The sequence below is a fragment of the Streptomyces sp. ITFR-16 genome, assembly GCF_031844705.1.
Taxonomy (GTDB): Bacteria; Actinomycetota; Actinomycetes; order Streptomycetales; family Streptomycetaceae; genus Streptomyces.
In genome coordinates this window covers 4,893,962-4,918,826 of the sequence record NZ_CP134609.1, presented here as the reverse complement: position 1 = coordinate 4,918,826, position 24,865 = coordinate 4,893,962, and the positions used below count along the sequence as shown (strand labels likewise).

Genomic DNA, 24,865 nt, shown 5'->3' with positions numbered 1-24,865 from the left:
CGAGACTTCTCCTCACCGACGCCTACGAGGTGAGCTGTCGGGTTCGGGCCAAGTGAGTTGCCCGGTCGCACGTCCTTGCGTGCGACTTCACCCCTAGCCGGTCCTGGTGCGTCTCACGACGACCGGGCCCGGCGCCTACCTGGGTCCCCCGCTCCTGCCTACGGCGCTTTACGCGTCTGTTCCCTTCGACCGACGGCAGGATTCGGCGTGACGGTCGACGGGGCCCGCGGTGCGAGCGGTTCCGACCGTAAACACACGCAACCCCCACATTCAAAGAAGGACATACCGGATAAACAGCCCTTCCTTGCATCCTATGAACGCCTGTTTGCGCAGGTCGGAACGGATGCGGGGGGACCTCCCGGACAAGACACGCCAGTTCACGCAAAGAGACCCATGTCTCACTCCTTCCAAAGTGGGACATAGGCCTCTGAACTACCCCAGTTTTCGGGGCGCTTTCGACTGCTTCCGAGCCGATGATCAGATGATGCTCATTCAGCCTTCAGGCCGAGGTCGAGGCTCTGGCCAGGCAGGATGAGGTCCGGGTCGGAGCCGACCTCCGCCTTGTTGGCCTCGTAGAGCGCCGGCCAGCCGCCGGGCAGGTCCTGTGCGTCCGCAATCGCCCAGAGGTTGTCGCCCGGCCGCACCGTGTACGTGCCGTCCTCGGCCTGGGCACCCGTGTCGCGGGCGCCGCCGTCACCGCGCGAGGCGTGCCGCCCCGAGTCCCGGCCGCTGCCGCCGCCCCGGGTCTCCTCGGGCGCCGGAGCGCCCCGGTGCCTGCCGCCCTTCTCCTGCGCCCCGTCCGACGGGTCCGCCGAGCCGGAGGGGCCGGTGGAGGGCGTGGCGGACGGGGAGGCCGAGGCGTCCGGCGTCTTCCCGTCGCTCTTGCCCTTGCCCTTCGCGTCACCCTTGTCCGTGGCCTCGGGCGACGGCGTGTCCGTCTTCTCCGACTCCGACGCGTCGTCGGAGGGATCGGCGCCCAGGGACCCGTCCTCGCTCCCGGAGGTGTCGGAGGCGTCCGAGGAGGGGTCGGCGGAGGGCGTGCTGCCCGGGTCGACACCCGGCAGCGTCCCGTCCACCGCGAGCCCGGAGACGACCGCGCAGCTGGGCCACGCCTTCGGCCCCTGGTCGTCCAGGACCTTCTCGGCCACGGCGATCTGCTGCGAGCGGCTGGCGAGGTCCGCGCGCTCGGCGTACGACTCGCCGCCGTACGCCTTCCAGACCTCCTGCGAGAACTGCAGTCCGCCGTAGTAGCCGTTGCCGAGATCGGCACTCCACATGCCGCCGCTCTCGCACTCGGCCACCCGGTCCCAGGTCGACGCGTCCGCCGCGTGCGCGCCTGCCGCGCCGAGCAGCGGGATGGCGATGGCCGAGCCGGTCACGCCTGCGGCGACGATGATGGCGGGTGCCTGCCGAGGGCGGCGGTGTCTGCCGTTCGCGGAGCCCATGGGAATGCCTTCCGTGTGACTGACGAGTGACTGGTGAGTCGAACGGTGAACCTAGCGGGACTCGAACGTGTGTCACAAGTCGATGCAGCAGAGATCACGTGAAAGTCACAGAGTTGACAGAGTGTCACCTTCGTCGGACCGCGCGCCGGGGGTGAACTCGACCGGAAGGGTGCGCAGTCCACGCATGATGAGCCCGCCGCGCCAGCGCAAATCGGCAGGATCCCCCGCAAGTCGCAGGTCCGGGAGGCGCTTCAGGAGCATCGCGAGCGCGGACTGCCCCTCCAGCCGGGCCAGCGGTGCTCCCAGGCAGTAATGGATGCCGTGTCCGTAGCCCAGGTGCTGGTTGTCACTGCGTGACAGGTCGAGGGTGTCCGGTCCGCCGAAGCGTTCCGGGTCCCGGTCGGCCGCCGCCAGCACCACCAGCACCGGATCGCCCGCCGCCACCCGCTGTCCGCCGATGGCCAGCTCCTCGGTGGCGTACCGCCAGGTGGCCAGCTCCACCGGCCCGTCGAACCGCAGCAGTTCCTCGACCCCGGTGGCCAGCAGCTCCGTCTCCCCCGCCGCCAGCGAACGCTGCAGCCGCTCCCGCTCCGCCGGATGGCGCAGCAGGGTGTGCACGCCGTTGCCGATGAGGTTGACCGTGGTCTCGAACCCGGCGAAAAGCAGGATGAAGGCCATCGCCGCGGCTTCGTTCTCGGTCAGGTGCTCGCCGTGGTCGCTCGCCCGGATCAGCCCCGAGATCAGGTCGTCGCCGGGGTTCTCCCGCTTGCGGTGGATCAGTTCGAGCAGATAGCCGCGCATCTTCTTCACCGAGCGGGCCACCCCGCCGCGCGGGCCGCCGCCGTGGCGGATCATCATGCCGGCCCAGTCCCGGAAGTCGTCCTGGTCCTCCGCCGGGACGCCGAGCAGGTCGCAGATGGCGTAGATGGGCAGCGGGAAGGCGAACTCATGGATGAGGTCGGCCTCCCCCTTCGCCACGAAGCCGTCGATGAGCCGGTCCGTCAGCTCCTGCACGCGGGGCGCGAACTCCGCGATGCGCCGGGGCGTGAACGCCTTGGACACCAGCCGGCGCAGCCGGGTGTGGTCGGGCGGGTCGATGTTCAGCAGATGCGTCATCAGCTCCGCCTTGCGCTCGCCCGGAATGCCCGTCTTTCCCTTGGCGTGCGCGGACTCGGCGTGGTGGGCCGGGTTCTTGGAGAGCCGGGTGTCGGCGAGGGCCTGGCGGGCGTCCGCGTACCGGGTGACGAGCCACGCCTCGACCCCGCTGGGCAGCGTGGTGCGGTGCACGGGGCTGTGCGCGCGCAGCCAGGCGTAGGCGGGGTACGGATCGGTGGCGAACTCCCAGGTGAAGAGTGCGGGGGCGGGCGGCACATCGGCGGACGCCCCGTGGGCGGGGCAGCCGGCGGGGGCGTCGGCGGGGATCTCGGCCGGGCTGCCGGCGGGGCTGTCGTTCACCCCCCGACGTTATCCGTTGCCCTCCGCCGCCCTGATGGCGTCCCGGTAGGCGCGGCCCGCGGCCCGCAGCGCGGCCTCCGGGTCGATGCCGTCCTCCTGGGCCCGCACCGCCAGGGCGAGGAGCCGGTAGCCGACGCCGTCGCTCTCGTCGCCCCCGGGCAGCGCCACCTCGAGTCCGGCGGTGCGGGCCCGGCCGGCGAGCTTCGCTGCGAGCGCCAGGGCGGGCTGGCCGAGCGGCACCCCGTCGGTGACCGAGTCGCGCTGCTTCTCGATCGCCTTGGTGCGCAGCCAGTGCTCCTGGACGTCCTCGGGGGTCTCGGCGGTCTCGTCGCCGAAGACGTGCGGGTGGCGGTGGATCAGCTTCTCGACGAGCGTGGCGGCGACGTCGTCCACCGAGAAGGGCTCCTGCTCGTCCTCCTCGGCGATGCGCGCGTGGAAGACGACCTGGAGCAGGACGTCCCCGAGCTCCTCGCGCAGCTCGTCCCGGTCGCCGTCCTCGATCGCCTCGACGAGTTCGTACGCCTCCTCGATCGCGTACTTGGCCAGGCCCCGGTGGGTCTTCTGCGAGGTCCACGGGCACTCGCGGCGGACCCGGTCCATGACCTGGACCAGATCCAGGAGCCGGGCGCCCGGCAGATCGTACGAACCGGGCAGCAGCTCCAGGTCCGGCATCCGCACCCGCCCCGAACCGGCCAGCCGGGCGAGCCCGTCGGTCAGCGGCTGGTTGCCCTCCCCGCCGGTGAGGACCACGACGGTCCGGCCGCCGGCGCACGCGTCCACGAGCTCCTGTGCGTCGGGCACACCCGGGGTGACGGTGACGCCGGCCTCGCGCAGATACGGCAGCTGCGGCTGGTCCCGCTCCCCGCAGTACACGCGGTCGGCGGCGTGCAGCGTCTGCCAGGCGGGCCAGGACAGCAGTCCCGGCGCGACCCGGTGGCTGGCGGTGAGCAGGACGATGCGGCCGGGGTCTTCAGCGTTCACCCCGCGAATCTACCCCGGCCGCGCGGCCCGCCTCAGGCCCCGGCCGCCGCGGCCGGCTGCTCCGGCTTGGTGACCTGGGTGATCCAGGGGGCCTTGTAGTCGCCGAGCTGGATCTGCTGGTTGTTCCACGCGCCGAAGCGCGGGTTGACATCGACCTTCAGTGCCTTGGACGCCTTGCTCAGCGCGTCGCCGAGGACCTTGGTGCCGGCCGGGGTGGACGGGTCGGCGCCGAGCGCCTGGCCGAGCTTGGTGAGCTGGATCTGCTCGCGCAGGAAGGCGTCGATCTGGTCCGGGGCGATCCAGCGCTCCTGGAGCACCGCGGCCCGCAGCCCCTTCTCCCCCTTGTACTGGGCGGCGGCCGACTGCCGCATCTGCTGGATCTCCGCACGTGTGACCGTGACCCCCGCGTCTGCCGCCGCCCGGTCCAGGACCCGGTCGAGGATCAGCCCGTGCAGCTTGGCGCGGGCGAGCCGGCCCGACTGATTGGTGACCTGGGCGGCCTGCTGGGAGGCGCTCTGCGCCTCGCGCACGTCCGCCACCTGGGCCTGGACGGTGGACACCGTGATCCGGTCCCCGCCCACGACGGCCGCGGCGCCCGGGTGGGCCTGGCTGCCGCAGGCGGCGAGGAGCGGCGCCGCGCAGAGCAGTGCGGCGGAGACGGTGAGCGCGGAGCGACGGCGGCGGTGCAAAGGAGCCTCCCGAGGAGATTGTGCGGCGGTGCACAAGGCCTTGCGGTGATCGATGCTAGAGCATCCGGCAATCGGGGGGCGGGAAAAGGAGCGGGTCCGTATGCGTGCGGCTGCGGGGCGCAGGACTGAGGCAACGCGGAGCGTTGTTGATTGACGACGACGCCGCAGATGCGCGTGTTCGACCAACGATTCGGAGGGAGTTGGGGATGTGGGCTGCCCGCGACCCCGCTCAGCCGACGCGCTCGGCCTGTTTCGGCGGGGCGTCCGGGCGCAGCATGATCGTGCGCGAGACCACGAAGGTGATCGGGATCGCGGCGGCGGCCGCCACCAGCGGGGCGTACCGGCTGCTGAAGCCGGCCAGGTCCACCAGCAGATAGACCCCGCCGGTGGTGATGACGAAGTTGGCCGCGTTGGTGAGCGGGAAGAGCAGGAACTTCCGCCAGGTGGGGCGGGTGCGGTAGGTGAAGTACGAGTTGAGGAAGAACGAGCCGGTCATGCTGAGCCCGAAGGCCGCCACATGCGCGGCTATGTACGGCAGCCAGCGCAGCAGGACGAGGTAGCAGCCGTAGTACGTGCCGGTGTTCACGGCGCCCACCAGGGCGAACCGGACCAGCTGGGCCTTGACCGTCATCGGCGTACGAACTCCAGGGGTTCCGGCTCGGGTGCCGGCCTGCGGGCCTGGGTGTTGGTGTCCTTGACCAGGAAGTGCGGGCGGCGCTTGACCTCGTAGTAGATCCGGCCCACGTACTCCCCGACCACTCCGACCATCACCATCTGGACGCCGGCGAGCGCGGTGACCACCACGAGCAGGGTGACGTATCCGGGGGTGTCGACGCCCTTCACCAGCGCGACGCCGACGATCCACGCGGCGTAGGCGAGGGCCAGGGACATCAGGAGCATGCCGAGGTAGAGCGCGGCGCGCAGCGGCTTGTTGTTGAAGGACAGCAGGCCGTCGAGTCCGTAGTTCAGCAGCTTGCCGAATGTCCAGGCGGAGCGGCCCTGTTCCCGGACGGCGTTCTCGTAGCTGAACGTCGTGGTGGGGAAGCCGACCCAGGCGAACAGGCCCTTGGAGAAGCGGTTGTACTCGGTGAGTTCGAGCACGGCGTCCGCCGCCCGGCGCGACAGCAGCCGGAAGTCCCCGACGCCGTCGACGAGCTCCACGTCGACGAGGCGGTTGATCAGCCAGTAGTAGGCGCGTGCGGTGAGGGTCCTGGTGACGCGGTCGCCCTTGCGGGTGCGGCGGGCGATGACCTGGTCGTAGCCGCGCGCGTGCTCCTGGAGCATGCGGCCGACCAGCTCCGGCGGATGCTGGAGGTCGGCGTCCATCAGGACGACGGCGTCCCCCTCGGCGTGCTGGAGGCCGGCCAGCATGGCGGCCTCCTTGCCGAAGTTGCGGCTGAAGGAGACGTAGCGGGCCCGCGGGTCGGCGGCCGCCAGCTCCTGGAGGAGCGGCAGGGTCCGGTCCGTACTCCCGTCGTCCACGTACACGAGCTGGAAGGCATGACCCAGCCGGGTCATCTCCTCCGTCACGCGTTCATGGAAGCGCTCGAGAATGTCTTCCTCGTTGAAGCAGGGCACCACCAGCGAGATCAGCACGAATGTACATCAGCCGGTCAATGTGTCGGGAGCGGATGGCGGGTGTGGCCTGGGGGCGACGATTGGGTGAACTGGCCCGGACGGGCGGTGGTTCAGCCGCCCCGGACCTCCAGCTGACGGGCCAGCTGACGGCGCAGTTCGGCGGGGAGCGGGTGGTGCGGGCCGTACATCCGCTCGGTGTCGTAGAGCAGTGCCTGCAACTGGGCGCGGGCGCCCGTGTGGTCGCCGAGCGCCAGCAGCAGATGGCCGATGCGGTGGCGGATCTCGTAGGAGCGCGCGGGGTCGTTGTTGGTCGCGTACTGGTTCTCGTAGTACGGCAGGACGGCGCGGTACTCCGCGAGCGCGGCGGCGGGTTCGCCGAGCTGTTCCAGGCACTGGGCCGTGTCGCACCGGAAGCCGAGGGTCTGCGGGTCGGCGGAGCCGGCCTCCGCCGCCCGGTCGTCGGCCAGCCGACGCAGCTCGGGCAGGGCCCGGCGGTACTGCCCGTCGTCCATCAGCGTCGCCGCGTACTGCTTGCGCAGGATGCGGACCACCGGGGAGCCCTCGCCGTGCTGTTCGGCGGCGGCGGGGAGGATGCCGCCGAGCAGGTCCACAGCCTGGGTGATGCGGCCCTCGCCGAGCAGCTTCTTGACCTCGTCGACGGCGGCCGCGACATCCGGCCGGGCGGGCACCGGGGCGGGCAGGCCGGCCGGCGGGGTCGTGGCGCGGTCGGGCCACGGGGCGTGCGGCCGCAGGAAGGGGCGGGTCGGGTCGAGCGGCCGCGCGGGCAGGTGCGGGCTGCGGGCGGGGAGCAGCGGGGCGAGGTGTTCGTAGACCTCCTGGGCGCCGGCCGGGCGGTGCTGCGGGTCCTTGGCGAGCAGCCGCAGCACGAGCGCTTCGAGCGGCTCGGGGATCTCGGGCCGGATCTGCCGGACGGGGCGCGGCGCCTCGTAGAGGTGGCGGTGCAGCACGCCGAGGGCGGTGGAGCCGGCGAACGGCACATCGCCGCTGAGGAGTTCGTGCAGGAGCACGCCGAGCGCGTACAGGTCGGTGTACGGGCCGACGGCGCCGCCCATCGCCTGCTCGGGGGCCATGTAGGCCGGGGAGCCGATGGGGGTGCCGGTGTGGGTGAGGCGGGTGGTGTCGGTGTCCAGGACGGAGGCGACACCGAGGTCCAGGACGAGGACGGTGCCGTCGGGACGGACCATCACGTTGCGGGGCTTGAGGTCGCGGTGGACGATCGGCACCGCGTGCACCGCGGACAGCACCGCGCAGAGCTGGGCGGCCACCGCGACGGACCACTGCCAGGGGTACGGGCTGTGCTCGGCGAGGTGGTCGCCGAGGTCGGCGCCCTCGACGTACCCCATGACGAGGTAGAGGTCGTCGCCGTCGCTGCCCGCGTCGTGGACGGTGACCAGGCCCGGGTGGTCGACCTGGGCGGTGACCCGGCACTCGCGGACGAAGCGGCGGCGCAGCTCGTCGGCCGCGTCGCCGCCGACGGGCCCGGCGACCCGGTCGGGGCGCAGCAGCTTGACCGCGACGCGGCGGTCCAGGCGCTGGTCGTAGGCGGTCCAGACCTGGCCCATGCCGCCCTGGCCGAGGATCGTCGCCAGCTCGTACCGCCCGCCGATGAGGCGACCGCTCACCGGCCCTCCTCCTTGCGGAGGTAGTCGCTCAGCTCGTCGAGCTCGGCACGGACCTGGTCGATGCGCTGCGGGGGCGGCGCGGGGTGCGGGGCCGGATGCGGCGGCTGGGGAACGTAGGGCCCCGGGGGCTGTGTCGGTACGGGGGTCGCCATGGGCACCGTCGGCGCGTAGCCGTATCCGGGCGGCAGGGGGCCGGTGCCGGTGTTGAGCCGGGTCAGCCAGGCGTAGTGGCGGACGTCGGCGACGAGGTAGTGGACCGGGGCGGCGACCGCCGACAGGAGCAGGAGCGGGATGAGGGCGAAGTCGATGCCGTGCGCGTCCTCGCTGCCGTCCCTGCCGAGGACGATCAGGAGCACGAGGACGAGGACGAAGGCGCCGCCGGCCACCCACCAGTCCGCCGCCCGGCGGCGGACGATCGCGAGCCGCAGCAGCGGGGCCCACAGGAGCATGCCGCAGGAGAACACCGAGAGCACGGTGAACAGCACGCGCATCGACACGATCCAGGCCCTGGTGGGGACTCTGCGCGGCGCCGTCGGCGGATGACCCGGGGCGTACATGGCTGCTCCTGGAGACCTGGTCATGAGACGTCCGCGCGCACACGGGCGTGCGCGCAGACCGAGCGTAAAGGGCGACACCGTCAGAGGCCCCCGGGTTGTACGGAACCGTTGTGGTTCCGCTCACTTGCGCGTGACCGTACCGGGGCGCGCGGTCACTCCTCGCGGCGGCCCGGCCAGGCGGCCAGGGCCAGTTCGGCGATCGCGGCCAGCTCGGCGGCGCCGGCCCCGTCGCAGGAGCGCTGGGACATCCCCTGGATCACCGTGGCGAAGTAGCCGGCCAGGGCCTCGGGGTCGGCGTCCGGCGGGAGTTCGCCGGTGCGCCGCGCGGTGCGCAGCCGCGCCTCCCAGGCCACCAGGTTGGCGTTGCGCAGCTCCCGGAGGAAGGTGCCCACCTCGGCGTCCTGCGGGGCGATGTTGGTCGCGGCCGTGATCGTCATGCAGCCGGCGGGGTGGGAGGGGTCGGCGTAGATCCGGGCCGCCTCGCGCAGGATCCGCGCGAACGCGCCGTACGCCGTGGGCTCCTCCTCCAGGGCCCGGCCCATGAAGGCGCCGACGGGGGTCCGCCCGTAGGCGGCGACCGCCTCCTCGAAGAGGGTGCGCTTGTCGCCGAACGCGGCGTAAAGGCTCGCGGGCCTGATGCCCATCGCCTCGGTCAGCTCGCCGACGGAGGTCGCCGCGTATCCGCGCTCCCAGAAGAGCCGGGTGGCGGCCACCAGGGCCGCGTCCCGGTCGAAGGAACGCGGCCGCCCGCGCGTCGCACCTGTCTGACCCATGCCACCCATTCTAGAACGTTCGCTCAAGAAGCCGTGCTGCGTTATTTCTGGAACGATCACTCAACAAAGCGGGGAGGGAACAGTCGTGCCCGGACACGGACTTGAGGGCAAGGTCGCACTGGTCACCGGAGGCAGCCGCGGCATCGGCCGGGGCATCGCGGAGCGGCTCGGGCGGGACGGGGCCGTCGTGGCGGTCGCCTACGCCCGGGACACGGCCGCCGCCGAGAAGGTCGTCGGAGTGATCCGCGAAAGCGGCGGCACCGCGTTCGCGGTCCGCGCCGAACTCGGCGCGCACGGCGACGCGGAGGCCCTGTGGGCCGTGTTCGACGCGGGGATCACCGCGTACGCGCCCGCCGGCGGGGTGGACATCATCGTGAACAACGCCGGCATCGGGCGCTCGTCCGCCCTGGCCGGTCTCACCGAGGAGGACTTCGACGAGGTCTTCGCGGTCAACGTCCGCGCGCCGTTCTTCATCGTCCGGCACGGGCTGGGGCGGCTGCGCGACGGCGGGCGCATCATCAACATCTCCAGCGGCGCGGCCAGGATCGCGATGCCCGAGATCATCGCCTACGGCGCGACCAAGGGCGCGCTGGACACCTTCACGCTGAACCTCGCCAAGGAGCTGGGCCCGCGCGGCATCACGGCCAACTCGGTGGCCCCGGGGATCGTCGACACGGATGTCAACGCGGGCTGGCTGCGCGGCAATGCCGAGGCCGAGGAGCACGCCGCCTCGCTGGCCGCGCTGGGCCGGGTCGGGCAGCCGGAGGACATCGCGGACATCGTGGCGTTCCTCGCCTCGGACGACGCCCGCTGGGTCACCGGCCGGGTGGTCGACGCGACCGGGGGCGCGGGCCTCTGACAGCGCCGGCGCCCCGCCCCGTCAGCCCCCGCACAGCTCCAGCATGACCTTCTTGTCCGGTGCGGTGACCGGGAGTTCGTACTTCAGCGAGACCTGTGCGAACCGCAGCGCGTACGCGCACCTGACGGGCTTGTACGGGGGGAGCCAGGAGGCGGGGCCCGAGTCGCGCTTGGCGTTGTTGGCCGGGCCGTCCACCGGGATGAGGTTGAGCGGATCGTTGGCAATCTGCTGCCGCTTGGCCTCGTTCCAGCGGGCGGCGCCCATCTGCCAGTCGTAGGAGAGCGGCATGACGTGGTCGATCTGGACCTTGGTGGCCTGCTGCTTGCGCCACTCGATGGTCGAGCCCGTGTAGGGGTCCTTGAGCGTCATGGAGACGACCACGCAGTCCGAGCCCGCGCGCAGCTCGACGTCCTTGCCGTCCCGGGCCAGCAGGTCGTTGCGGGTGTCGCAGCCGTTGCGGGAGAGCGGGACGCCGTCGACGGAGTCCTTCCACGCGTAGCCGAACTTGTCGCGCTCGTAGCCGGTCTTGGGGCCGCGGCCCTTGGTGGCCACCTTCTCGATGACCTTGCGGGCGGCCGCCCGGTCCGCGTCGGAGGTCAGGGGGGCGAGGCCCGGCTTCGTACCGTCGGCGTTGTCCAGCGGGCTGGCGCCGAAGCCGGTGGCGGACTGGGCGCCGCCCCGGGAGCCGGCGCCCGAGGGGTCGCCGCCGGACGCCATCTCGTCGGGGTCGCAGCCGGCCAGCGCCAGGGCGGCCGTCACGGCCAGAGCGGGAACCATCACTCGACACACGCGGGGAGATATCACTCGAAGCCGTCCTGACGGGGAGAAAGCCGAACCAACCCGGGAATCCTACGGACGTCTTCCCCGTCAGGAGGCATTCATGACTCCCCTTCACCCCCGATGCGGCCCGGATCACACCTTGCCGATGCCCAGCGTCGTCTCCGAGGGCAGCAGTCCGGAGCCGAGCGCCGCCACCCACAGCGGCCCGAGCAGCTCGACGAGCAGCTCGCGCTCCCCGTCGCCGAGCGCCCGCCAGGGGCCCGCCGCCGCCTCGTCGGTGCGCCGCTCGACCTCGGCCCGCAGCGCCCGGCCCGCCTCCGTCGCGGTGTGGTCGTCCGCCAGCAGCCCCCGCTCCACCAGCCGCCGGCGGGCCGCCCGCCACTCCTCGTCGCTCCACCGCCGGCTCGCGAACACCTCGGGGCGGGCCGCGCCGATCGCGGCGAAGGAGACCAGCGACTCGACCGGGTCGAGCCCCGCGTGGGCGAGGGCGGCCAGATGGCCGTCGCCGCGGTGCTCGCGCAGGACGGTCGCGGCGTGCCAGAGCACGAGGTGGGGTGCGTCCGGCCAGGGCAGCGCGGCATTGGCCGCGGCGAGCGGCCGGCCGGTCGTGTCGGCGGCCTCGGCGGCGCGGCGCACGAGCGCGGCGGCCTCAGCCGTCTCCGGGGCGCCCACCGCCTCCCCCAGCAGGGTCCGGTACGTACGGTCCACGGCCCGGCGGCGGGCGTCGAGCACCGCGTCCGGCGAGGCGACGGACCAGGCGGCGGGGACGTACGCGGCGACCACCTCCGGGCTGAAGCTGCAGAAGGTCTCGGTGACCCGCTCGGCCCCGGCCGCACCGAGCGGCGCCGCCCGCCAGGCGAAGTAGCTCGGCCAGCGCTCGTCCACGCCGTACCCGAGCGCGGCGGCCTCGTCGAACGCCTCCGGCGCGTAGTAGAGAACGGCGTGCAGGGGCTCCAGCAGATGCCACAGCTGCCGCACGCGACCCAGTTCCTCTTCCTCGGACATGTCCCCGCCTCCGCGCACTCACTCATCTTGTCACTGACTAGATCCCCACCCTGCACTCCGGGGCTGCAACTTGTCAACGCCTAGATTCCGCGTAATCTGCCGCCCATGACCAGTGACCGCGCCTACCACCACGGCGACCTGCGGCGGGCCGTCCTCACCGCCGCCCTCGACGTCATCGCCACCGAGGGCCCCGCCGCGCTGAGCCTGCGCGACCTGGCCCGCCGGGCCGGCGTCTCCCACGCCGCCCCCGCCCACCACTTCAAGGACCGCACGGGCCTGCTCACCGCCATCGCCACCGAGGGCTACACCCTCTTCGCCGCCGCCCTGGCCGGCGCCCCGGACCTCCGGGAGCGGGGCGTGGCCTACGTACGGTTCGCGGCGACGCACCCCGCGCACTTCCAGGTGATGTTCCAGCCCGGCCTCTACCGCGTCGACGACCCCGCCCTGCTCGCCGCGAAGGAGCACGCCTCGGCGGAACTGCGCGCGGGCGTAACCGGCCTCCCCGCCACCGGCCGGGGCGAGGACCCCCGCCTCGCGGGCGTGGCCGCCTGGTCCCTGGCCCACGGCTTCGCCACGCTGCTGCTGAGCGGCAACCTCCCCGACGCGCTGGAGGGACGGGAGCCGGAGGAGGCGTTCCGGTCGCTCACCGGCCTGCTGTTCAGGCCGGACGGCTCCTGAGCCCCCGCCGCTACGACCCCAGGATCGTGGTCAGGAACTCCCCCGTCCACGCCAGCAGTTCGCGGCCCACGACCGGCTTGCCGCCGATCCTGCCCGTGGTGGGGCGAGGGACCAGGATCTGGTGGAGGGCCGGCTTGATGACCGTCTTGGGGTGGAGCCGCTTCAGGCGCAGCTCCTGCGACTCGCGCAGGTCGACCGGTGCGAAGCGGATGTTCGGCCCCTGGAGCACGATGTCGCCGACGCCGCAGGCCCGGGCGAGCATGCGCAGACCCGCCACCAGGAGCAGATTCTCGACCGGTTCCGGCAGCTTGCCGTAGCGGTCGGTGAGCTCCTCGCGGACCGCCCTGATGTCGTCCTCCGAGGAGGCCGAGGCGATGGAGCGGTACGCCTGGAGGCGCAGGCGCTCGCCGGGTGCGTAGTCGTGCGGGACGTGCGCGTCGACCGGGAGCTCGATCTTGACCTCCAGCGGCGGCTCCTCCTCGACACCGCCCTCCAGGGAGGCCCGGTAGTCCGCGACCGCCTCGCCGACCATGCGGACGTACAGGTCGAAGCCGACGCCCGCGATGTGGCCGGACTGCTCGCCGCCCAGGAGGTTGCCCGCGCCGCGGATCTCCAGGTCCTTCATCGCCACGTACATGCCCGCGCCCATCTCGGTGTGCTGGGCGATCGTGGCCAGGCGCTCGTGGGCGGTCTCGGTGAGCGGCTTCTCCGGGGGGTAGAGGAAGTACGCATAGCCCCGGTCGCGTCCTCGGCCCACCCGGCCGCGCAGCTGGTGCAGCTGGGAGAGGCCGAAGTTGTCGCCGCGCTCCACGATCAGGGTGTTGGCGTTGGAGATGTCGATGCCGGACTCGACGATCGTCGTGGAGACCAGCACGTCGAACTTCTTCTCCCAGAAGTCCACCACCACCTGCTCCAGTGCCTGTTCGGACATCTGGCCGTGGGCGGTGGCGATCCGCGCCTCGGGGACGATCTCGCGCAGCCGGGCGGCGGCCCGGTCGATGGACTCGACCCGGTTGTGGATGTAGAACGCCTGGCCCTCGCGGAGCAGTTCGCGCCGGATGGCCGCGCCGATCTGCTTCTCCTCGTACGGGCCGACGAAGGTGAGGACCGGGTGGCGCTCCTCCGGCGGGGTGGTGATCGTCGACATCTCGCGGATGCCGGTGACGGCCATTTCGAGCGTACGGGGGATGGGCGTCGCGGACATGGTCAGCACGTCCACGTTGGCGCGGAGCTTCTTCAGCTGCTCCTTGTGCTCGACGCCGAAGCGCTGCTCCTCGTCGACGATGACCAGGCCCAGGTCCTTGAACCGGGTCTCGGAGGAGAAGAGGCGGTGGGTGCCGATGACCAGGTCGACCGAGCCGTCCTTCAGCCCCTCCAGCGTCGCCTTGGACTCGGTCTCCGACTGGAAGCGGCTCAGCGCCCGTACGTTGACGGGGAACTGGGAGTAGCGCTCGGTGAAGGTGCCGTAGTGCTGCTGGACCAGCAGGGTCGTGGGGACGAGGACGGCGACCTGCTTGCCGTCCTGGACCGCCTTGAAGGCCGCCCGGACCGCGATCTCCGTCTTGCCGTAGCCGACGTCGCCGCAGATCAGCCGGTCCATGGGGACGGACTTCTCCATGTCCTCCTTGACCTCGGCGATGGTGGTGAGCTGGTCGGGCGTCTCCGCGTACGGGAAGGCGTCCTCCAGTTCGCGCTGCCAGGGGGTGTCCGGGCCGAAGACATGGCCGGGGGCCGCCATCCGGGCCGAGTAGAGCTTGATCAGGTCGGCGGCGATCTCCTTGACGGCCTTCTTGGCGCGCGCCTTGGTCTTGGTCCAGTCCGCGCCGCCGAGGCGGTGCAGGGTGGGGGCCTCGCCGCCGACGTACTTGGTGACCTGCTCCAGCTGGTCGGTCGGGATGTAGAGCCGGTCGCCGGGCTGGCCGCGCTTGGCGGGGGCGTACTCGACGAGGAGGTACTCGCGGGTGGCGCCCTGCACCGTGCGCTGCACCATCTCGATGTAGCGGCCCACGCCGTGCTGCTCGTGGACGATGTAGTCGCCCGTCTCCAGCGTCAGCGGGTCGATCGTCTTGCGGCGGCGGGCCGGCATCCGGCCCAGGTCCTTGGTGGCGGTGCGCTGCCCGGTGAGGTCGGTCTCGGTGAGGACGGCGAGCTTGAGCCCGGGGTCGACGAAGCCGTGGTCGATGGCGCCGCAGGAGACGTGCACCAGGGACGGGGAGATCTCCGCGAGGTCCGCGTCCAGACGGGCCGCGATGCCCTCGCCGGCCAGCATCTCGACGGTACGGGAGGCGAGGCCCTGGCCCTCGGTGACGTACACCGTGCGCCAGCCGTCGGCCAGCATGCCCTTGGTGTCGGCGAACGCGCGGGCGGTGTCGCCCCGGTACGCCTCCGGGGCGTGCATCCGCAGGGCGAGGGTGTCCGCGTCCAGCTCCGAGTCGGCGGCGAACGGCGAGACCGACCACCACATCATGCCCAGCTCACGGGCCCGGTCCCGGACGTCCGCGATGCCCCGCAGCGAGGCCGCGCCGACGTCGATCGGAGCCTCTCCGCCGCCCGCGGTCGCCGCCCAGGACGCCTGGAGGAACTCCTGGCTGGTGGCGACCAGGTCGGTGGCCCGGGTCCGCACCCGCTCGGGGTCGCAGACCACGGCCATGGAGCCCTCGGGCAGCACGTCGAGCAGCAGCTCCATCTCGTCGACCAGAACCGGGGCGAGGGACTCCATGCCCTCCACCGCGATGCCCTGGGCGATCTTGTCGAGGAGTTCGCCCAGCTCGGGGTGGGCCTCGGCGAGCGCGGCGGCCCGCTCGCGCACCTCGTCGGTCAGCAGCAGCTCACGGCAGGGCGGCGCCCACAGCCCGTGCTCGGCGATCTCCAGCGACCGCTGGTCGGCGATCTTGAAGTAGCGGATCTCCTCGACGTCGTCGCCCCAGAACTCCACCCGCAGGGGGTGCTCCTCGGTCGGCGGGAAGACGTCCAGGATGCCGCCGCGCACCGCGAACTCACCGCGCTTCTCGACCAGTTCGACCCGGGAGTACGCGGCTGCCGCGAGCGCCTCGACGGTCTCGCCGAGGTCCGCGCTCTGTCCGATCCGCAGCGCGACGGGCTCCAGGTCGCCGAGACCCTTGACCTGCGGCTGGAGCACGGACCGGATCGGGGCGACGACGACGGAGACCGGCCCGGTCTCCGGGTCGTCCTGCCTCGGGTGCGCGAGGCGCCGCAGCACGGCGAGCCGGCGGCCCACGGTGTCGGAGCGGGGCGAGAGCCGTTCGTGCGGCAGGGTCTCCCAGGACGGGAACTCCGCGATCGTGTCCGGCGGCAGCAGCGTGCGCAGCGCGGCCGCCAGGTCCTCGGCCTCGCGCCCGGTCGCGGTGACGGCGAGCACGGTCCGGCCGGCCTCCCGGGCCAGCGCCGCCACGGCGAAGGGCCGCGCGGCCGGCGGGCCCACCAGGTCGATGTGCATCCGGTGACCGTCACCGGCGGCCTTCACCGCTTCTTCGAGCGCCGGATCACGTACGACGACATCCAGCAGACCGTGCAGGCTCATGAAGGGCTTCCGTCCGGGTAACGAGGGCGAGGTCTGACAGCCGGCTGCTGCCAGGGGGCAACGCGAAGGGCCCGACACGTAGCACGGGCCGGGGTTCCAGCGTACGACTCCGGGCTGACAGCCGCTCCCGCAACGGGCGGCACCGGCCCGCACGCGATCCGGCCCCGGGGCGTTTGGAGGAACGCCCCGGGGCCGGAGGTGGTCAGTCTACGGGTAGGCGGGTCTCACCCGTCCGTGGCGATGGCGTTCAGGACGTTCATCCGTCCCGCCCGGAAGGCCGGGACCAGGGCGGCGAACAGCCCGACGAAGGCCGAGGCCACGAAGACCGTGATGATGGTCGGCCACGGGATCTCCAGGACGTCGAGGCCCTCCAGCGCCAGCAGCTCCTGGGCGGAGGTGCCCCAGCCCATGCCCAGGCCGAGGCCGAGCAGGGCGCCGAAGAGGGCGATGACCACGGACTCCAGCCGGATCATCCGGCGCAGCTGGCGGCGGGAGAGGCCGATGGCGCGCATCAGGCCGATCTCGCGGGTCCGCTCGACGACCGACAGGGCCAGGGTGTTCACCACCCCGAGGACCGCGACGATGATCGCCAGGGCGAGCAGTCCGTACACGATGTTCAGGAGCTGTCCGATCTGGTCCTTCAGCTCCTGCTTGAAGCCGGTCTGGTCGAACACCTTGACCGTCGGGTCGGCGGCCACAGCGGCCTTGAGCGATGTGTACGCCTGGTCCTGCTGGTCCGGGGCCGCCTTCGCGAACACGACCGAGTCCAGGGGCATGCGGTCGGCCGGGACGTGCCGCATGGCCGTGGTGAGGTTGATGTACATCGCCCCGGAGTCGAGCGCGGAGTCGTCGGAGGTGATGGCGGCGACCTTCAGCCGGGCCGTCCTGCCGTGCTCGAAGGCGGCCGTCAGTTCGTCACCGACCTTGACCCCGTGCTTCTCCGCGAACTTCGAGCCGACGGACATCGCGTCCTTGCCGTAGGCGGCGGAGAGGTCTCCGGAGAGCGTGTCGCGTGACAGGTCCTGGGTGTACGTCGGTTCGGTGGCGAGCAGGCCCGCCTTCGGGGCGGAGCCGTCCGGCAGGGTCAGCCTGGCCGGCACCTCCTTCATGTGCGTGACGTGCGCGAGGTGCGACGCCCCGTCGACCGCGTCGCTGGCCTGCTCGGTGAGCGGCCGCCCGTCACCGCCCGTCTGGACGATGAAGTCCGCCCCCACCGACCTGTCCAGCTCGTCCGTCGCCGACGCGACCATCGACGAGCCCACCACCGACAGGCAGGCCACCAGGGCGAGCCCGATCATCAGGGCCGCGCCGGTGGCGCCGGTGCGGCGGGGGTTGCGCAGGGCGTTGCGCTCGGCGAGGCGGCCGACCGGTCCGAAGAAGCGCAGGACGACGACGCTCAGCGCCCGTACGACGACACCGGCCAGCAGCGGGCCGATCACGATGAAGCCGATGAGGGTGAGGACCACGCCCAGGCCGAGGAAGGCGGAGCCGTCGCTCGCCTTGTCGGCCTGCGTCGTCGACCACAGGGCGGCGGCGCCGGCGCCGGTGAGGACCAGGCCGATGCCGGCCCGGATCCAGCCGGACTTGGCGTCCGCCGGGGTTCCGGAGTCGCGCAGGGCCGCCATCGGGGAGACCTTGCCGGCCCGGCGGGCCGGGATGTAGGCGGCGAGGACGGTCACGACGATGCCGAGCGCGAGGCCGGTCACCGGGGTCGTCCAGGCGATGGTGAGGTCCTGGGTGGACAGCTCCATGCCGACGGCGCCCATGACCTTCATCAGCCCGACGGCCAGTCCGACGCCGGCGGCGACGCCGAGGAGCGAGCCGACGATGCCCAGCAGGACCGCCTCGAGCAGCACCGAGCGGTTGACCTGCTTGCGGCTGGAGCCGATGGCCCGCATCAGGCCGATCTCACGGGTGCGCTGGGCGACCAGCATCGAGAAGGTGTTGACGATCAGGAAGATGCCGACGAGGAAGGCGATCCCGGCGAAGCCGAGCATCGCGTACTTCATCACGTCGAGGAACGAGCCCATGGAGTCCTTGTCGGACGCCGCGGCCTCCTTCTGGGTCTCCAGCTTGTACGCGGCCGAGCCGTCGAGGGCCTTCGCGACGTTCTGCTTCAACCGGACGTCGCTGACACCGGATTCGGCGGTGACCGCGATCTGGGTGAAGACACCGGTGCGGCCGAGCAGCTTCTGCTGGGCGGTGGCCGTGTCGAGGTAGACGATCGCCGCGCCCGGGTTGGTCACCTTGAAGGCGGCGATCCCGCTGATGCGCGCCTTGATGTCGCCGGTGACCGCGATGGTGCGCAGCTCGTCACCGAGCTCGAGGTGGTGCTTCTTCGCCGTGTCGGCGTCGACCATCACCTCGGTGGGGCCGCGCGGGGCGTGGCCGGAGGTGATCTCCATGGAACGCAGGTCGTTGCGCGTCCAGTTGCCCGCGATCGTGGGGGCGCCGGTCTCGGAGCCCATGTTCTTGTTGTGGCTGTCGACGACCGTGACCGCCATGCTGGAGACGGCGCCCTCGGCCCTCTCGACCCCGTCGGCCTTGCCGACCCGCGCGACGACGGAGGCGGGCAGCGACTCCGGCCTGCCGTTGTCCGGGGTGTCGTCGGCCTCGGCCGACTTCGGGCTGACGGTGACATCGGCCGAGGTCGCGGCGAAGAGCTTGTCGAACGTGGTGTTCATGGTGTCGGTGAAGACGAGCGTGCCGCACACGAACGCCACCGACAGCAGGACGGCGACGGCGGAGAGCGCCATGCGGCCCTTGTGCGCGAAGAAGTTGCGCATCGAGGTCTTCCACACGGTCATGACGTCCGCCCGCGCGCGTCGAAGTCCTTCATGCGGTCCAGCACCTGTTCGGCGGTGGGGTTGTGCATCTCGTCGACGATCCGGCCGTCCGCGAGGTAGAGCACCCGGTCCGCGTAGGAGGCGGCGACCGGGTCATGGGTGACCATCACGATGGTCTGGCCCAGCTCGTCGACGGACTTGCGCAGGAAGGTCAGCACCTCGGCGCCGGCCCGCGAGTCCAGGTTCCCGGTCGGCTCGTCACCGAAGATGATCTCCGGCCGGGCGGCGAGCGCCCGTGCCACGGCGACGCGCTGCTGCTGGCCGCCGGAGAGCTCGGTCGGCCGGTGCTTGAGCCGCTCGGCCAGGCCCACGGTCTCCACGACCTGCCGCAGCCAGGCGGCGTCGGGCTTGCGGCCCGCGATGTCCATCGGCAGCGTGATGTTCTCCAGCGCGTTCAGCGTCGGCAGCAGGTTGAACGCCTGGAAGATGAAGCCGATGCGGTCGCGGCGCAGCTGGGTGAGCTTCTTGTCCTTGAGGCCGGTGATCTCGGTCTCGGCCAGGTGGATCTGACCGGAGGTCACGGTGTCCAGGCCGGCCAGGCAGTGCATCAGCGTCGACTTGCCGGAGCCGGACGGACCCATGATCGCCGTGAACCGGCCGCGGTCGATGTCCACGTCGACGTGGTCGAGCGCGACGACCCGGGTCTCCCCGGTCCCGTACGCCTTGACGACCTGCCGCGCCCGCGCAGCCACGGCCGTACGCCCTCCAGTGCCCCCGTGCCTGGGAATGGTTACAGCCGTTGTCACGGTTTTTCTCCTATGTCGGTCGGCGACGGACTGTCGCCGTCTGCTGGAAAGTCTGGTGTGCGCAGGGGGTCCGGCGCGCTGGTGCCCAGCGCAGTCTTCGGGTGGGGTTTTCCCCACCCCGTCCCCTGCGGCCTGCCGCCCCCTCGGTGTGTGAAACACGCTACGGAGCGGGCGGCGCCTGCCACGTCGTCCGCCGGGAGGAACGTTCCCCGGCCCGCAGTAAGGAGCTCCCCCTAAGGGTCTGCGCCCCCGGGTGGAGTGGTTTCTCAGGGGCTGGTCCCCAGGGTCCACACCGCTGGGCGGAGCCCTTGCGCGACGCCGCCCCGTCTCCCGGCGGGGAGCCGCAGGTGAGACAGTGTCGGGCACATACGTGCATGGGGAAGGAATCCTGGTGAGCGGCGCGGGCGGCGGCACGGAAGCGATATCGGGGTCCGGTACGGGACCCGCACCCTCCCCCGCGGCGCCCCGGCGGCGCGGTCCCGTCGTGGCCGCGCTGATGCTCTGCATGGCGCTGGCGGCGATCGACGGCACGATCGTGTCCACGGCGGTCCCGCAGATCGTCGGCGACCTGGGCGGGTTCTCCGTCTTCTCCTGGCTCTTCTCCGGCTATCTGCTGGCCGTGACGGTGACCCTGCCGGTGTACGGGAAGCTCTCCGACACCTTCGGCCGCAAGCCTGTCCTGATCACCGGCGTGGTCCTCTTCCTGTTCGGTTCGGTGCTGTGCGCCGCCGCCTGGAACATGGCCGCGCTGATCGCCTTCCGAGTCGTCCAGGGCATCGGCGGCGGCGCGCTCCAGGGCACCGTCCAGACCATCGCGGCGGACCTCTATCCGCTGAAGGAGCGCCCGAGGATCCAGGCCAGGCTGTCCACGGTCTGGGCCACGTCGGCGGTCGCGGGCCCGGTGCTCGGCGGGCTGTTCGCGGTGTACGCGGACTGGCGCTGGATCTTCCTGATCAACCTGCCCGTAGGGGCGTTCGCGCTCTGGCTCGTCGTGCGCCACCTCCACGAGCCGTCCCGCACCCGGCGGGCGGCCGGCGCGCCCCGCCCCCGGATCGACTGGGCGGGCTCGCTGGGCGTGTTCGCGACCGGTGCGCTGCTGCTGACCGCGCTCGTCCAGGGCGGGGTGGCCTGGCCCTGGCTGTCGGCGCCCTCCCTCGGCCTGCTGGGCGGGGCCGCCGTGCTGGCCACGCTGACGGTCCTGATCGAGCGGCGCGCCGCCGAACCCGTCATCCCGGGCTGGGTGTGGCGGCGGCGCACCATCGCCTCGGTCAATCTGGCCCTGGGCGCGATGGGCCTGCTGATGGTCGCGCCGACCGTCTTCCTGCCGACGTACGCCCAGTCGGTGCTGGGGCTCGGGCCGATCGCCGCCGGGTTCGTGCTCTCGGTGATGACGCTGAGCTGGCCGGTGTCGGCCGCCCTGTCCAACCGGGTGTACAACCGCATCGGCTTCCGCCGCACCGCGATCACCGGCATGACCGGCGCCCTGCTGGTCCTGCTCGCCTTCCCGCTGCTGCCCTACCCGGGCGCGGCCTGGCAGCCCGCCCTGATCATGCTGCTGCTCGGCGCCGCGCTCGGGCTCTTCCAACTGCCGCTGATCGTGGGCGTCCAGTCGACCGTGGGCTGGTCCGAGCGGGGTACGACGACGGCCTCCGTGCTCTTCTGCCGCCAGCTGGGCCAGAGCATCGGCGCCGCGCTGTTCGGGGCCGTCGCCAACGGGGTCATGGCCTCCCGGCTCGCGGACGCGCCCGTCGCGGGGCTGCCGGGCGATCTGGACTCCGTCTCGCACGCGCTGGACGACCCCGGGGCGCTCACACAGGCGGCAACGGACTATCTGCGCCGGGCCGTTGACGCCGCGGTCGACCAGGTCTACCTGGGCGCCGCGGCGGCCGCCGCGGTGGCCCTGCTGGTGCTGGTCTTCGTCGCACCCCGGCGCTTCCCGGTCCTCGCCGACGAGCCCGAGGGCGCTCCCGTACCGCCACCTGACTAAGGGCTGTCCCGCAATTCCTGGGCAACAGGCGAGTTACCCAAGGTAGTTTCGTATATCCCCTCCCCAGCCGCCGTACCCACGAGTAGCGTTCGCGCTCCCGCAGCGCAGCCGCGCTGCTGCCTTGCAGCCCGTCCCCGGGCCCGAGCCCATGCAAGGAGCGGCACCGCCATGTCGTACGAACCTCCGCACCCTCCCCCGTACCCGCCCCGGCGCGGGCGCCCTCAGCGGCCCCCGTCCGGCCCCGCCCCGGCCGCCCGCAGACCGTCCTTCCCGCCGCCCCAGCAGCACGACTACCTGCTGCCCTGGCAGAGTTCGGTGCCCGCGCCGCCGCCCCGCCGGGCACACCCGCCCGCCGCGCCCGTACCGCCGCCCGGACACCACGGCGACCTGCGCCGGCTGCGCACCGCGTACCGGCTGCTGCGGCGCGTCGCCACCCTGACCGCGCTCGGCTACTTCACCGCCTTCCTGCTGCTGTCCGGCTTCGCGCCGGGGCTGATGAACCGCCCCGTCGGCGGCGGCCTCACGACGGGCCTGACGCTGGGCCTGTGCCAACTCCCGGTCACGTTCCTCGCGATCGCGCTGTACGAACGGATCGCGCGGCGCACGGTGGACCCGCTCGCCGCGGAACTGCGCAGGACGGGGGCGCTGCGGTGAACGGATTCGACGCGTCCGCGCAGACGATGTCCCTCGTCGCCTTCATCGCGGTGGCGACCGTGACGCTGCTGCTCTGCGTGATGACCGGCCCCGACCGCGACGACCTCGACGAGTTCTACACCGGCTACCGCTCGCTCTCCCCCGGCCGGGGCGGTCTCGCCGTCGCCGGGGACTACGTCTCCGCCGCCACCGTCCTCGGCACCACCGGTGTCATCGCCCTCACCGGCTACGACGGCCTCGTCCTCGCCCTGAGCACCGCGCTCTCCCTCGTCCTGCTGATGTTCCTGCTGGCCGAACCCCTGCGCAACGCGGGCCGGTTCACCATGGGCGACATGCTCACCCGCCGCGCCCCCGGCCGCGCGGTCCGGATCGCGTCCTGCGCCGTCACCCTCGCCGCCCTCGTCCCGCTGATGGTCGTCCAGCTCGCGGGCAGCGGCGATCTGCTCGCCTTCATCCTGGGGTTCGACGGCTCGGGGTTCCGCACCGGCGCCATCGTCACCCTCGGCGTCGTGATGATCGGCTACGCCGCGATCGGCGGGATGAAGGGCACCGCACTCATCCACATCGTCAAGACCGTGGTCCTCGCCGGCGCCTGCCTCACCGTCTCCGTACTGATCATGAACCGGTTCGACTGGGACACCCGCGCCCTCCTCGACGCCGCCCGCCTCGGCAGCGGCGCCGGCTCCGCCTATCTGCGCTCCGGGCTCCAGTTCGGCGGCAACGGGGCCGACATGGTCAGCTCCGAGCTGACCGTCGTCCTCGGCGGGGCCTGTCTGCCCCACATCACCATGCGCATGTCCAGCGCCCGCAGCGCGCCCGCCGTCCGCCGCTCGATGTCCTGGGCCGTCTCCGTCGTCGTCCCCCTGTGCCTGCTGCTCACCGTGATCGGCCTCGGCGCCGCCGCGCTCGTCGGCCGCGAACTCATCACCGCCGCCGGGCCGCAGGGCAACAGCGCGATCCTCCAGGTCACCGGGGCCGTCGCCGGCGGCGGGGAGGCCGGAGCGCTCGTCGTCACCGCCATGACCACCGCGATCTTCCTGACCCTGCTGGCCTCGGTCGCCGGAATGATCCTGGCCTGCGCCAACTCCCTGGCCCACGACGTGTTCGCGCACGGACTGCGCTCCCCGGACCGGCCACCCGTCACCACCACCGTCGAGATCGGCACCGCCCAGGCGGCCGCGGCCGGCGTGGGGCTGCTCACCATCGCCCTCGCGGTGCCGGCCCGGCACTGGAACCTCCAGGCCCTGGTCGCGCTCTCGTTCTGCGTCGGCGCCTCGGCCCTGGCCCCCGCGCTCGTCTACAGCATGTTCTGGCGGCACTTCACCCGGACCGGGCTGCTCTGCACCCTCATCGGCGGCACGACGGCCGTCCTCGTCCTGATGACCGGCACCAATCTGGTCTCCGGCTCCCCCGGCGCCGTCTTCCCCGACCGGGACTTCAACTGGTTCCCCCTCACCACCACCGGGCTCGCCTCCGTCCCTGCGGGCTTCCTCGCGGGCTGGCTGGGCTCGCGCCTGGGCCGCCGCACCGCCACGGAGGAGCGCCGGATGTACGAGGCCGAGGAGCCGTGGATCCTGGCGGGAGCACCCCCGACGGGCCGCGCCTGAGGACAGACCCCGGGGGGGCAGGCCCGCCTCCGGGGACAGGGCGGGCCCGGGGACGGACCCGGTGAAGGCGCGCGCTTCAGTCCTGCGCCGGGGTCGTCACCCGGCCCGTCAGCGCCGCGAGCGAGCTGCGGACGTGCGCCATGTGCGCCTGCACCTCCTCGCGGCCCTCCTCGTGCTCCCGCAGGATCCGCTCCGTCTCCCGCACCACGCGCTCCTCGCGCACCCGGGCCTCGGCAATCAGCCCGGCGGCGCGCGCCTCGGCATCCTCCTGGCCGTGCCGCGCGGCCTCCTCGGCCTCCGCCAGCGCCTTCCGGGCCTCGGCGAGACCGGCCTCGGCGCGGGCGGTCAGCTCCTCGTGCTCCGCCGCCTGCGCGGCCTCGGCGTCCGCCAGCTCCTGCCCGTCGGCCTTCCACCGCTCGGCGTGCTCCTGCTCCTGGTGCGCCAGCACACTCGCCGTACGGCTGCGGGTCGCCGCCATCGCGGCCTCCGCCTCCTCGCGGACCCGCACCGCCTCCTGCCGCGCACCGGCCAGCAGCTCGGCGGCGGTCGCCCCGGCGGCGGCCAGCACCTCATCGGCGCGGCCCACCGCCGCCGCCCGCATCGCCTCCGCGTCGGCCCGCGCGGACTCGCGCAGCGCCCGCCCCGCCTCGTCCGCCGCGTCGCGCAGCCCCTGCGCCTCCTCCTGGGCTGCGGCCCGCACCGACCGCGCCTCGCCCTCGGCCAGCGCCAGGATCTGCTGGGCCCGCTCCCCCAGCGACGCGTAGTCCTGCGGCGCCAGCTTCGCCACGGCCTCGTCCAGCCGGGCCGACTCCGCCACCAGCCGCTCCGCCAGCTCCGTCAGCCGCGCCACCTGCTCCAGGGCCCCGTCCCGCTCCGCCGACAGCGCGGCCACGGCCCGGTCCACCTGCTCCGGGCGGTAGCCACGGCCGCGTACGCCGACGAAGCCGTGCGCGGACACCGGTGCAGAACTCATCCTTGACGCCTCTTTCCGACTCTCCGACGATCGAGCAATACGTCAAGGATGCGGCAATTGGCAAAGAA

Annotated in this window: 20 protein-coding genes and 1 riboswitch; of the genes, 5 read left to right on the top strand and 15 right to left on the bottom strand. The window is 72.5% G+C overall.

The window, feature by feature from the left end; all coding sequences use genetic code 11:
- Nucleotides 1-4 precede the first annotated feature (4 nt).
- A riboswitch (cyclic di-AMP (ydaO/yuaA leader) is annotated at nucleotides 5-176 on the bottom strand.
- 312 nt (nucleotides 177-488) lie between these two features.
- From RLT58_RS21830 to RLT58_RS21790, 9 genes are all read right to left on the bottom strand, one after another.
- Complete coding sequence (locus RLT58_RS21830) at nucleotides 489-1,445, bottom strand: transglycosylase family protein (protein WP_311312060.1); 957 nt, start codon at nucleotides 1,443-1,445, stop codon at nucleotides 489-491.
- Nucleotides 1,446-1,550: 105 nt separating this feature from the next.
- Nucleotides 1,551-2,900, bottom strand: coding sequence for a cytochrome P450 family protein (locus tag RLT58_RS21825; protein ID WP_399131664.1), 1,350 nt, complete (start codon nucleotides 2,898-2,900; stop codon nucleotides 1,551-1,553).
- A 9-nt stretch (nucleotides 2,901-2,909) separates the two neighbouring features.
- Nucleotides 2,910-3,881 (bottom strand): nucleoside triphosphate pyrophosphohydrolase, encoded by a 972-nt coding sequence (locus tag RLT58_RS21820; RefSeq protein WP_311312059.1) that lies wholly within the window; start codon nucleotides 3,879-3,881, stop codon nucleotides 2,910-2,912.
- Between the two features lie 32 nt (nucleotides 3,882-3,913).
- Nucleotides 3,914-4,570 carry a SurA N-terminal domain-containing protein gene (locus tag RLT58_RS21815; protein WP_311312058.1) on the bottom strand — a complete coding sequence of 219 codons (657 nt, stop codon included), beginning with the start codon at nucleotides 4,568-4,570 and terminating at the stop codon, nucleotides 3,914-3,916.
- A 229-nt stretch (nucleotides 4,571-4,799) separates the two neighbouring features.
- A complete protein-coding gene (locus RLT58_RS21810) occupies nucleotides 4,800-5,201 on the bottom strand; it encodes a GtrA family protein (protein WP_311312057.1) in 402 nt (133 codons plus the stop codon).
- Nucleotides 5,198-6,166 (bottom strand): glycosyltransferase family 2 protein, encoded by a 969-nt coding sequence (locus RLT58_RS21805; RefSeq protein ID WP_311312056.1) that lies wholly within the window; start codon nucleotides 6,164-6,166, stop codon nucleotides 5,198-5,200. The genes RLT58_RS21810 and RLT58_RS21805 overlap by 4 nt, the downstream gene beginning before the upstream one ends.
- A 92-nt stretch (nucleotides 6,167-6,258) precedes the next feature.
- Complete coding sequence (locus tag RLT58_RS21800) at nucleotides 6,259-7,791, bottom strand: protein kinase domain-containing protein (protein ID WP_311312055.1); 1,533 nt, start codon at nucleotides 7,789-7,791, stop codon at nucleotides 6,259-6,261.
- The gene (locus tag RLT58_RS21795) at nucleotides 7,788-8,348 is read right to left on the bottom strand and encodes a hypothetical protein (protein ID WP_311312054.1); all 561 of its coding nucleotides are present in this window, start codon (nucleotides 8,346-8,348) and stop codon (nucleotides 7,788-7,790) included. Before RLT58_RS21795 ends, RLT58_RS21800 begins: the two co-directional genes overlap by 4 nt.
- A 152-nt stretch (nucleotides 8,349-8,500) precedes the next feature.
- Nucleotides 8,501-9,130 carry a TetR/AcrR family transcriptional regulator gene (locus RLT58_RS21790; protein WP_399131663.1) on the bottom strand — a complete coding sequence of 210 codons (630 nt, stop codon included), beginning with the start codon at nucleotides 9,128-9,130 and terminating at the stop codon, nucleotides 8,501-8,503.
- Between the two features lie 76 nt (nucleotides 9,131-9,206).
- Between RLT58_RS21790 and RLT58_RS21785 the strand changes: the two genes are divergently transcribed.
- Nucleotides 9,207-9,980, top strand: a complete 774-nt coding sequence (locus tag RLT58_RS21785; protein ID WP_311312052.1) for an SDR family oxidoreductase — start codon at nucleotides 9,207-9,209, stop codon at nucleotides 9,978-9,980.
- Between the two features lie 21 nt (nucleotides 9,981-10,001).
- On the opposite strand, the gene RLT58_RS21780 is transcribed toward RLT58_RS21785, so the two are convergent.
- Together RLT58_RS21780 and RLT58_RS21775 are read right to left on the bottom strand one after the other, a co-directional pair.
- On the bottom strand, nucleotides 10,002-10,757 hold the full coding sequence (locus tag RLT58_RS21780; RefSeq protein WP_311312051.1) for an HNH endonuclease family protein: 756 nt from the start codon (nucleotides 10,755-10,757) through the stop codon (nucleotides 10,002-10,004).
- A gap of 135 nt (nucleotides 10,758-10,892) precedes the next feature.
- A complete protein-coding gene (locus RLT58_RS21775) occupies nucleotides 10,893-11,765 on the bottom strand; it encodes an SCO6745 family protein (RefSeq protein ID WP_311312050.1) in 873 nt (290 codons plus the stop codon).
- A 105-nt stretch (nucleotides 11,766-11,870) separates the two neighbouring features.
- On the opposite strand from RLT58_RS21775, the gene RLT58_RS21770 reads away from it, so the two are divergent.
- On the top strand, nucleotides 11,871-12,443 hold the full coding sequence (locus tag RLT58_RS21770; protein ID WP_311312049.1) for a TetR/AcrR family transcriptional regulator: 573 nt from the start codon (nucleotides 11,871-11,873) through the stop codon (nucleotides 12,441-12,443).
- Between the two features lie 10 nt (nucleotides 12,444-12,453).
- On the opposite strand, the gene mfd is transcribed toward RLT58_RS21770, so the two are convergent.
- From mfd to RLT58_RS21755, 3 genes are all read right to left on the bottom strand, one after another.
- Entirely contained in the window at nucleotides 12,454-15,984 is a 3,531-nt protein-coding gene (gene mfd / locus RLT58_RS21765) for a transcription-repair coupling factor (RefSeq protein ID WP_311312048.1), read from the bottom strand.
- A 224-nt stretch (nucleotides 15,985-16,208) separates the two neighbouring features.
- Nucleotides 16,209-18,791, bottom strand: a complete 2,583-nt coding sequence (locus RLT58_RS21760) for an ABC transporter permease (RefSeq protein WP_311312047.1) — start codon at nucleotides 18,789-18,791, stop codon at nucleotides 16,209-16,211.
- Nucleotides 18,788-19,576 (bottom strand): ABC transporter ATP-binding protein, encoded by a 789-nt coding sequence (locus RLT58_RS21755; protein WP_311312046.1) that lies wholly within the window; start codon nucleotides 19,574-19,576, stop codon nucleotides 18,788-18,790. The genes RLT58_RS21760 and RLT58_RS21755 overlap by 4 nt, the downstream gene beginning before the upstream one ends.
- Before the next feature lie 391 nt (nucleotides 19,577-19,967).
- Here RLT58_RS21755 and RLT58_RS21750 point away from each other — a divergent pair, with 391 nt between their 5' ends.
- The 3 genes from RLT58_RS21750 to RLT58_RS21740 all read left to right on the top strand — a co-directional run bounded on the left by RLT58_RS21750 (nucleotide 19,968) and on the right by RLT58_RS21740 (nucleotide 23,824).
- Nucleotides 19,968-21,563, top strand: coding sequence for an MDR family MFS transporter (locus RLT58_RS21750; protein WP_399131662.1), 1,596 nt, complete (start codon nucleotides 19,968-19,970; stop codon nucleotides 21,561-21,563).
- A 168-nt stretch (nucleotides 21,564-21,731) separates the two neighbouring features.
- On the top strand, nucleotides 21,732-22,217 hold the full coding sequence (locus tag RLT58_RS21745) for a DUF485 domain-containing protein (protein WP_311312045.1): 486 nt from the start codon (nucleotides 21,732-21,734) through the stop codon (nucleotides 22,215-22,217).
- On the top strand, nucleotides 22,214-23,824 hold the full coding sequence (locus RLT58_RS21740) for a sodium/solute symporter (RefSeq protein ID WP_311312044.1): 1,611 nt from the start codon (nucleotides 22,214-22,216) through the stop codon (nucleotides 23,822-23,824). The genes RLT58_RS21745 and RLT58_RS21740 overlap by 4 nt, the downstream gene beginning before the upstream one ends.
- Before the next feature lie 76 nt (nucleotides 23,825-23,900).
- On the opposite strand, the gene RLT58_RS21735 is transcribed toward RLT58_RS21740, so the two are convergent.
- Nucleotides 23,901-24,797 carry a cellulose-binding protein gene (locus tag RLT58_RS21735; protein WP_311312043.1) on the bottom strand — a complete coding sequence of 299 codons (897 nt, stop codon included), beginning with the start codon at nucleotides 24,795-24,797 and terminating at the stop codon, nucleotides 23,901-23,903.
- Between the last annotated feature and the right edge of the window lie 68 nt (nucleotides 24,798-24,865).

Bases quoted from the DNA above. Each gene is read 5' to 3' on its own strand.
- RLT58_RS21830 (WP_311312060.1), bottom strand. From the start codon at position 1,445: ATGGGCTCCGCGAACGGCAGACACCGCCGCCCTCGGCAGGCACCCGCC.
- RLT58_RS21810 (WP_311312057.1), bottom strand. From the start codon at position 5,201: ATGACGGTCAAGGCCCAGCTGGTCCGGTTCGCCCTGGTGGGCGCCGTG.
- RLT58_RS21795 (WP_311312054.1), bottom strand. From the start codon at position 8,348: ATGTACGCCCCGGGTCATCCGCCGACGGCGCCGCGCAGAGTCCCCACC.
- RLT58_RS21790 (WP_399131663.1), bottom strand. From the start codon at position 9,130: ATGGGTGGCATGGGTCAGACAGGTGCGACGCGCGGGCGGCCGCGTTCC.
- RLT58_RS21780 (WP_311312051.1), bottom strand. From the start codon at position 10,757: ATGGTTCCCGCTCTGGCCGTGACGGCCGCCCTGGCGCTGGCCGGCTGC.
- RLT58_RS21775 (WP_311312050.1), bottom strand. From the start codon at position 11,765: ATGTCCGAGGAAGAGGAACTGGGTCGCGTGCGGCAGCTGTGGCATCTG.
- RLT58_RS21770 (WP_311312049.1), top strand. From the start codon at position 11,871: ATGACCAGTGACCGCGCCTACCACCACGGCGACCTGCGGCGGGCCGTC.
- mfd (WP_311312048.1), bottom strand. From the start codon at position 15,984: ATGAGCCTGCACGGTCTGCTGGATGTCGTCGTACGTGATCCGGCGCTC.
- RLT58_RS21760 (WP_311312047.1), bottom strand. From the start codon at position 18,791: ATGACCGTGTGGAAGACCTCGATGCGCAACTTCTTCGCGCACAAGGGC.
- RLT58_RS21745 (WP_311312045.1), top strand. From the start codon at position 21,732: ATGTCGTACGAACCTCCGCACCCTCCCCCGTACCCGCCCCGGCGCGGG.
- RLT58_RS21735 (WP_311312043.1), bottom strand. From the start codon at position 24,797: ATGAGTTCTGCACCGGTGTCCGCGCACGGCTTCGTCGGCGTACGCGGC.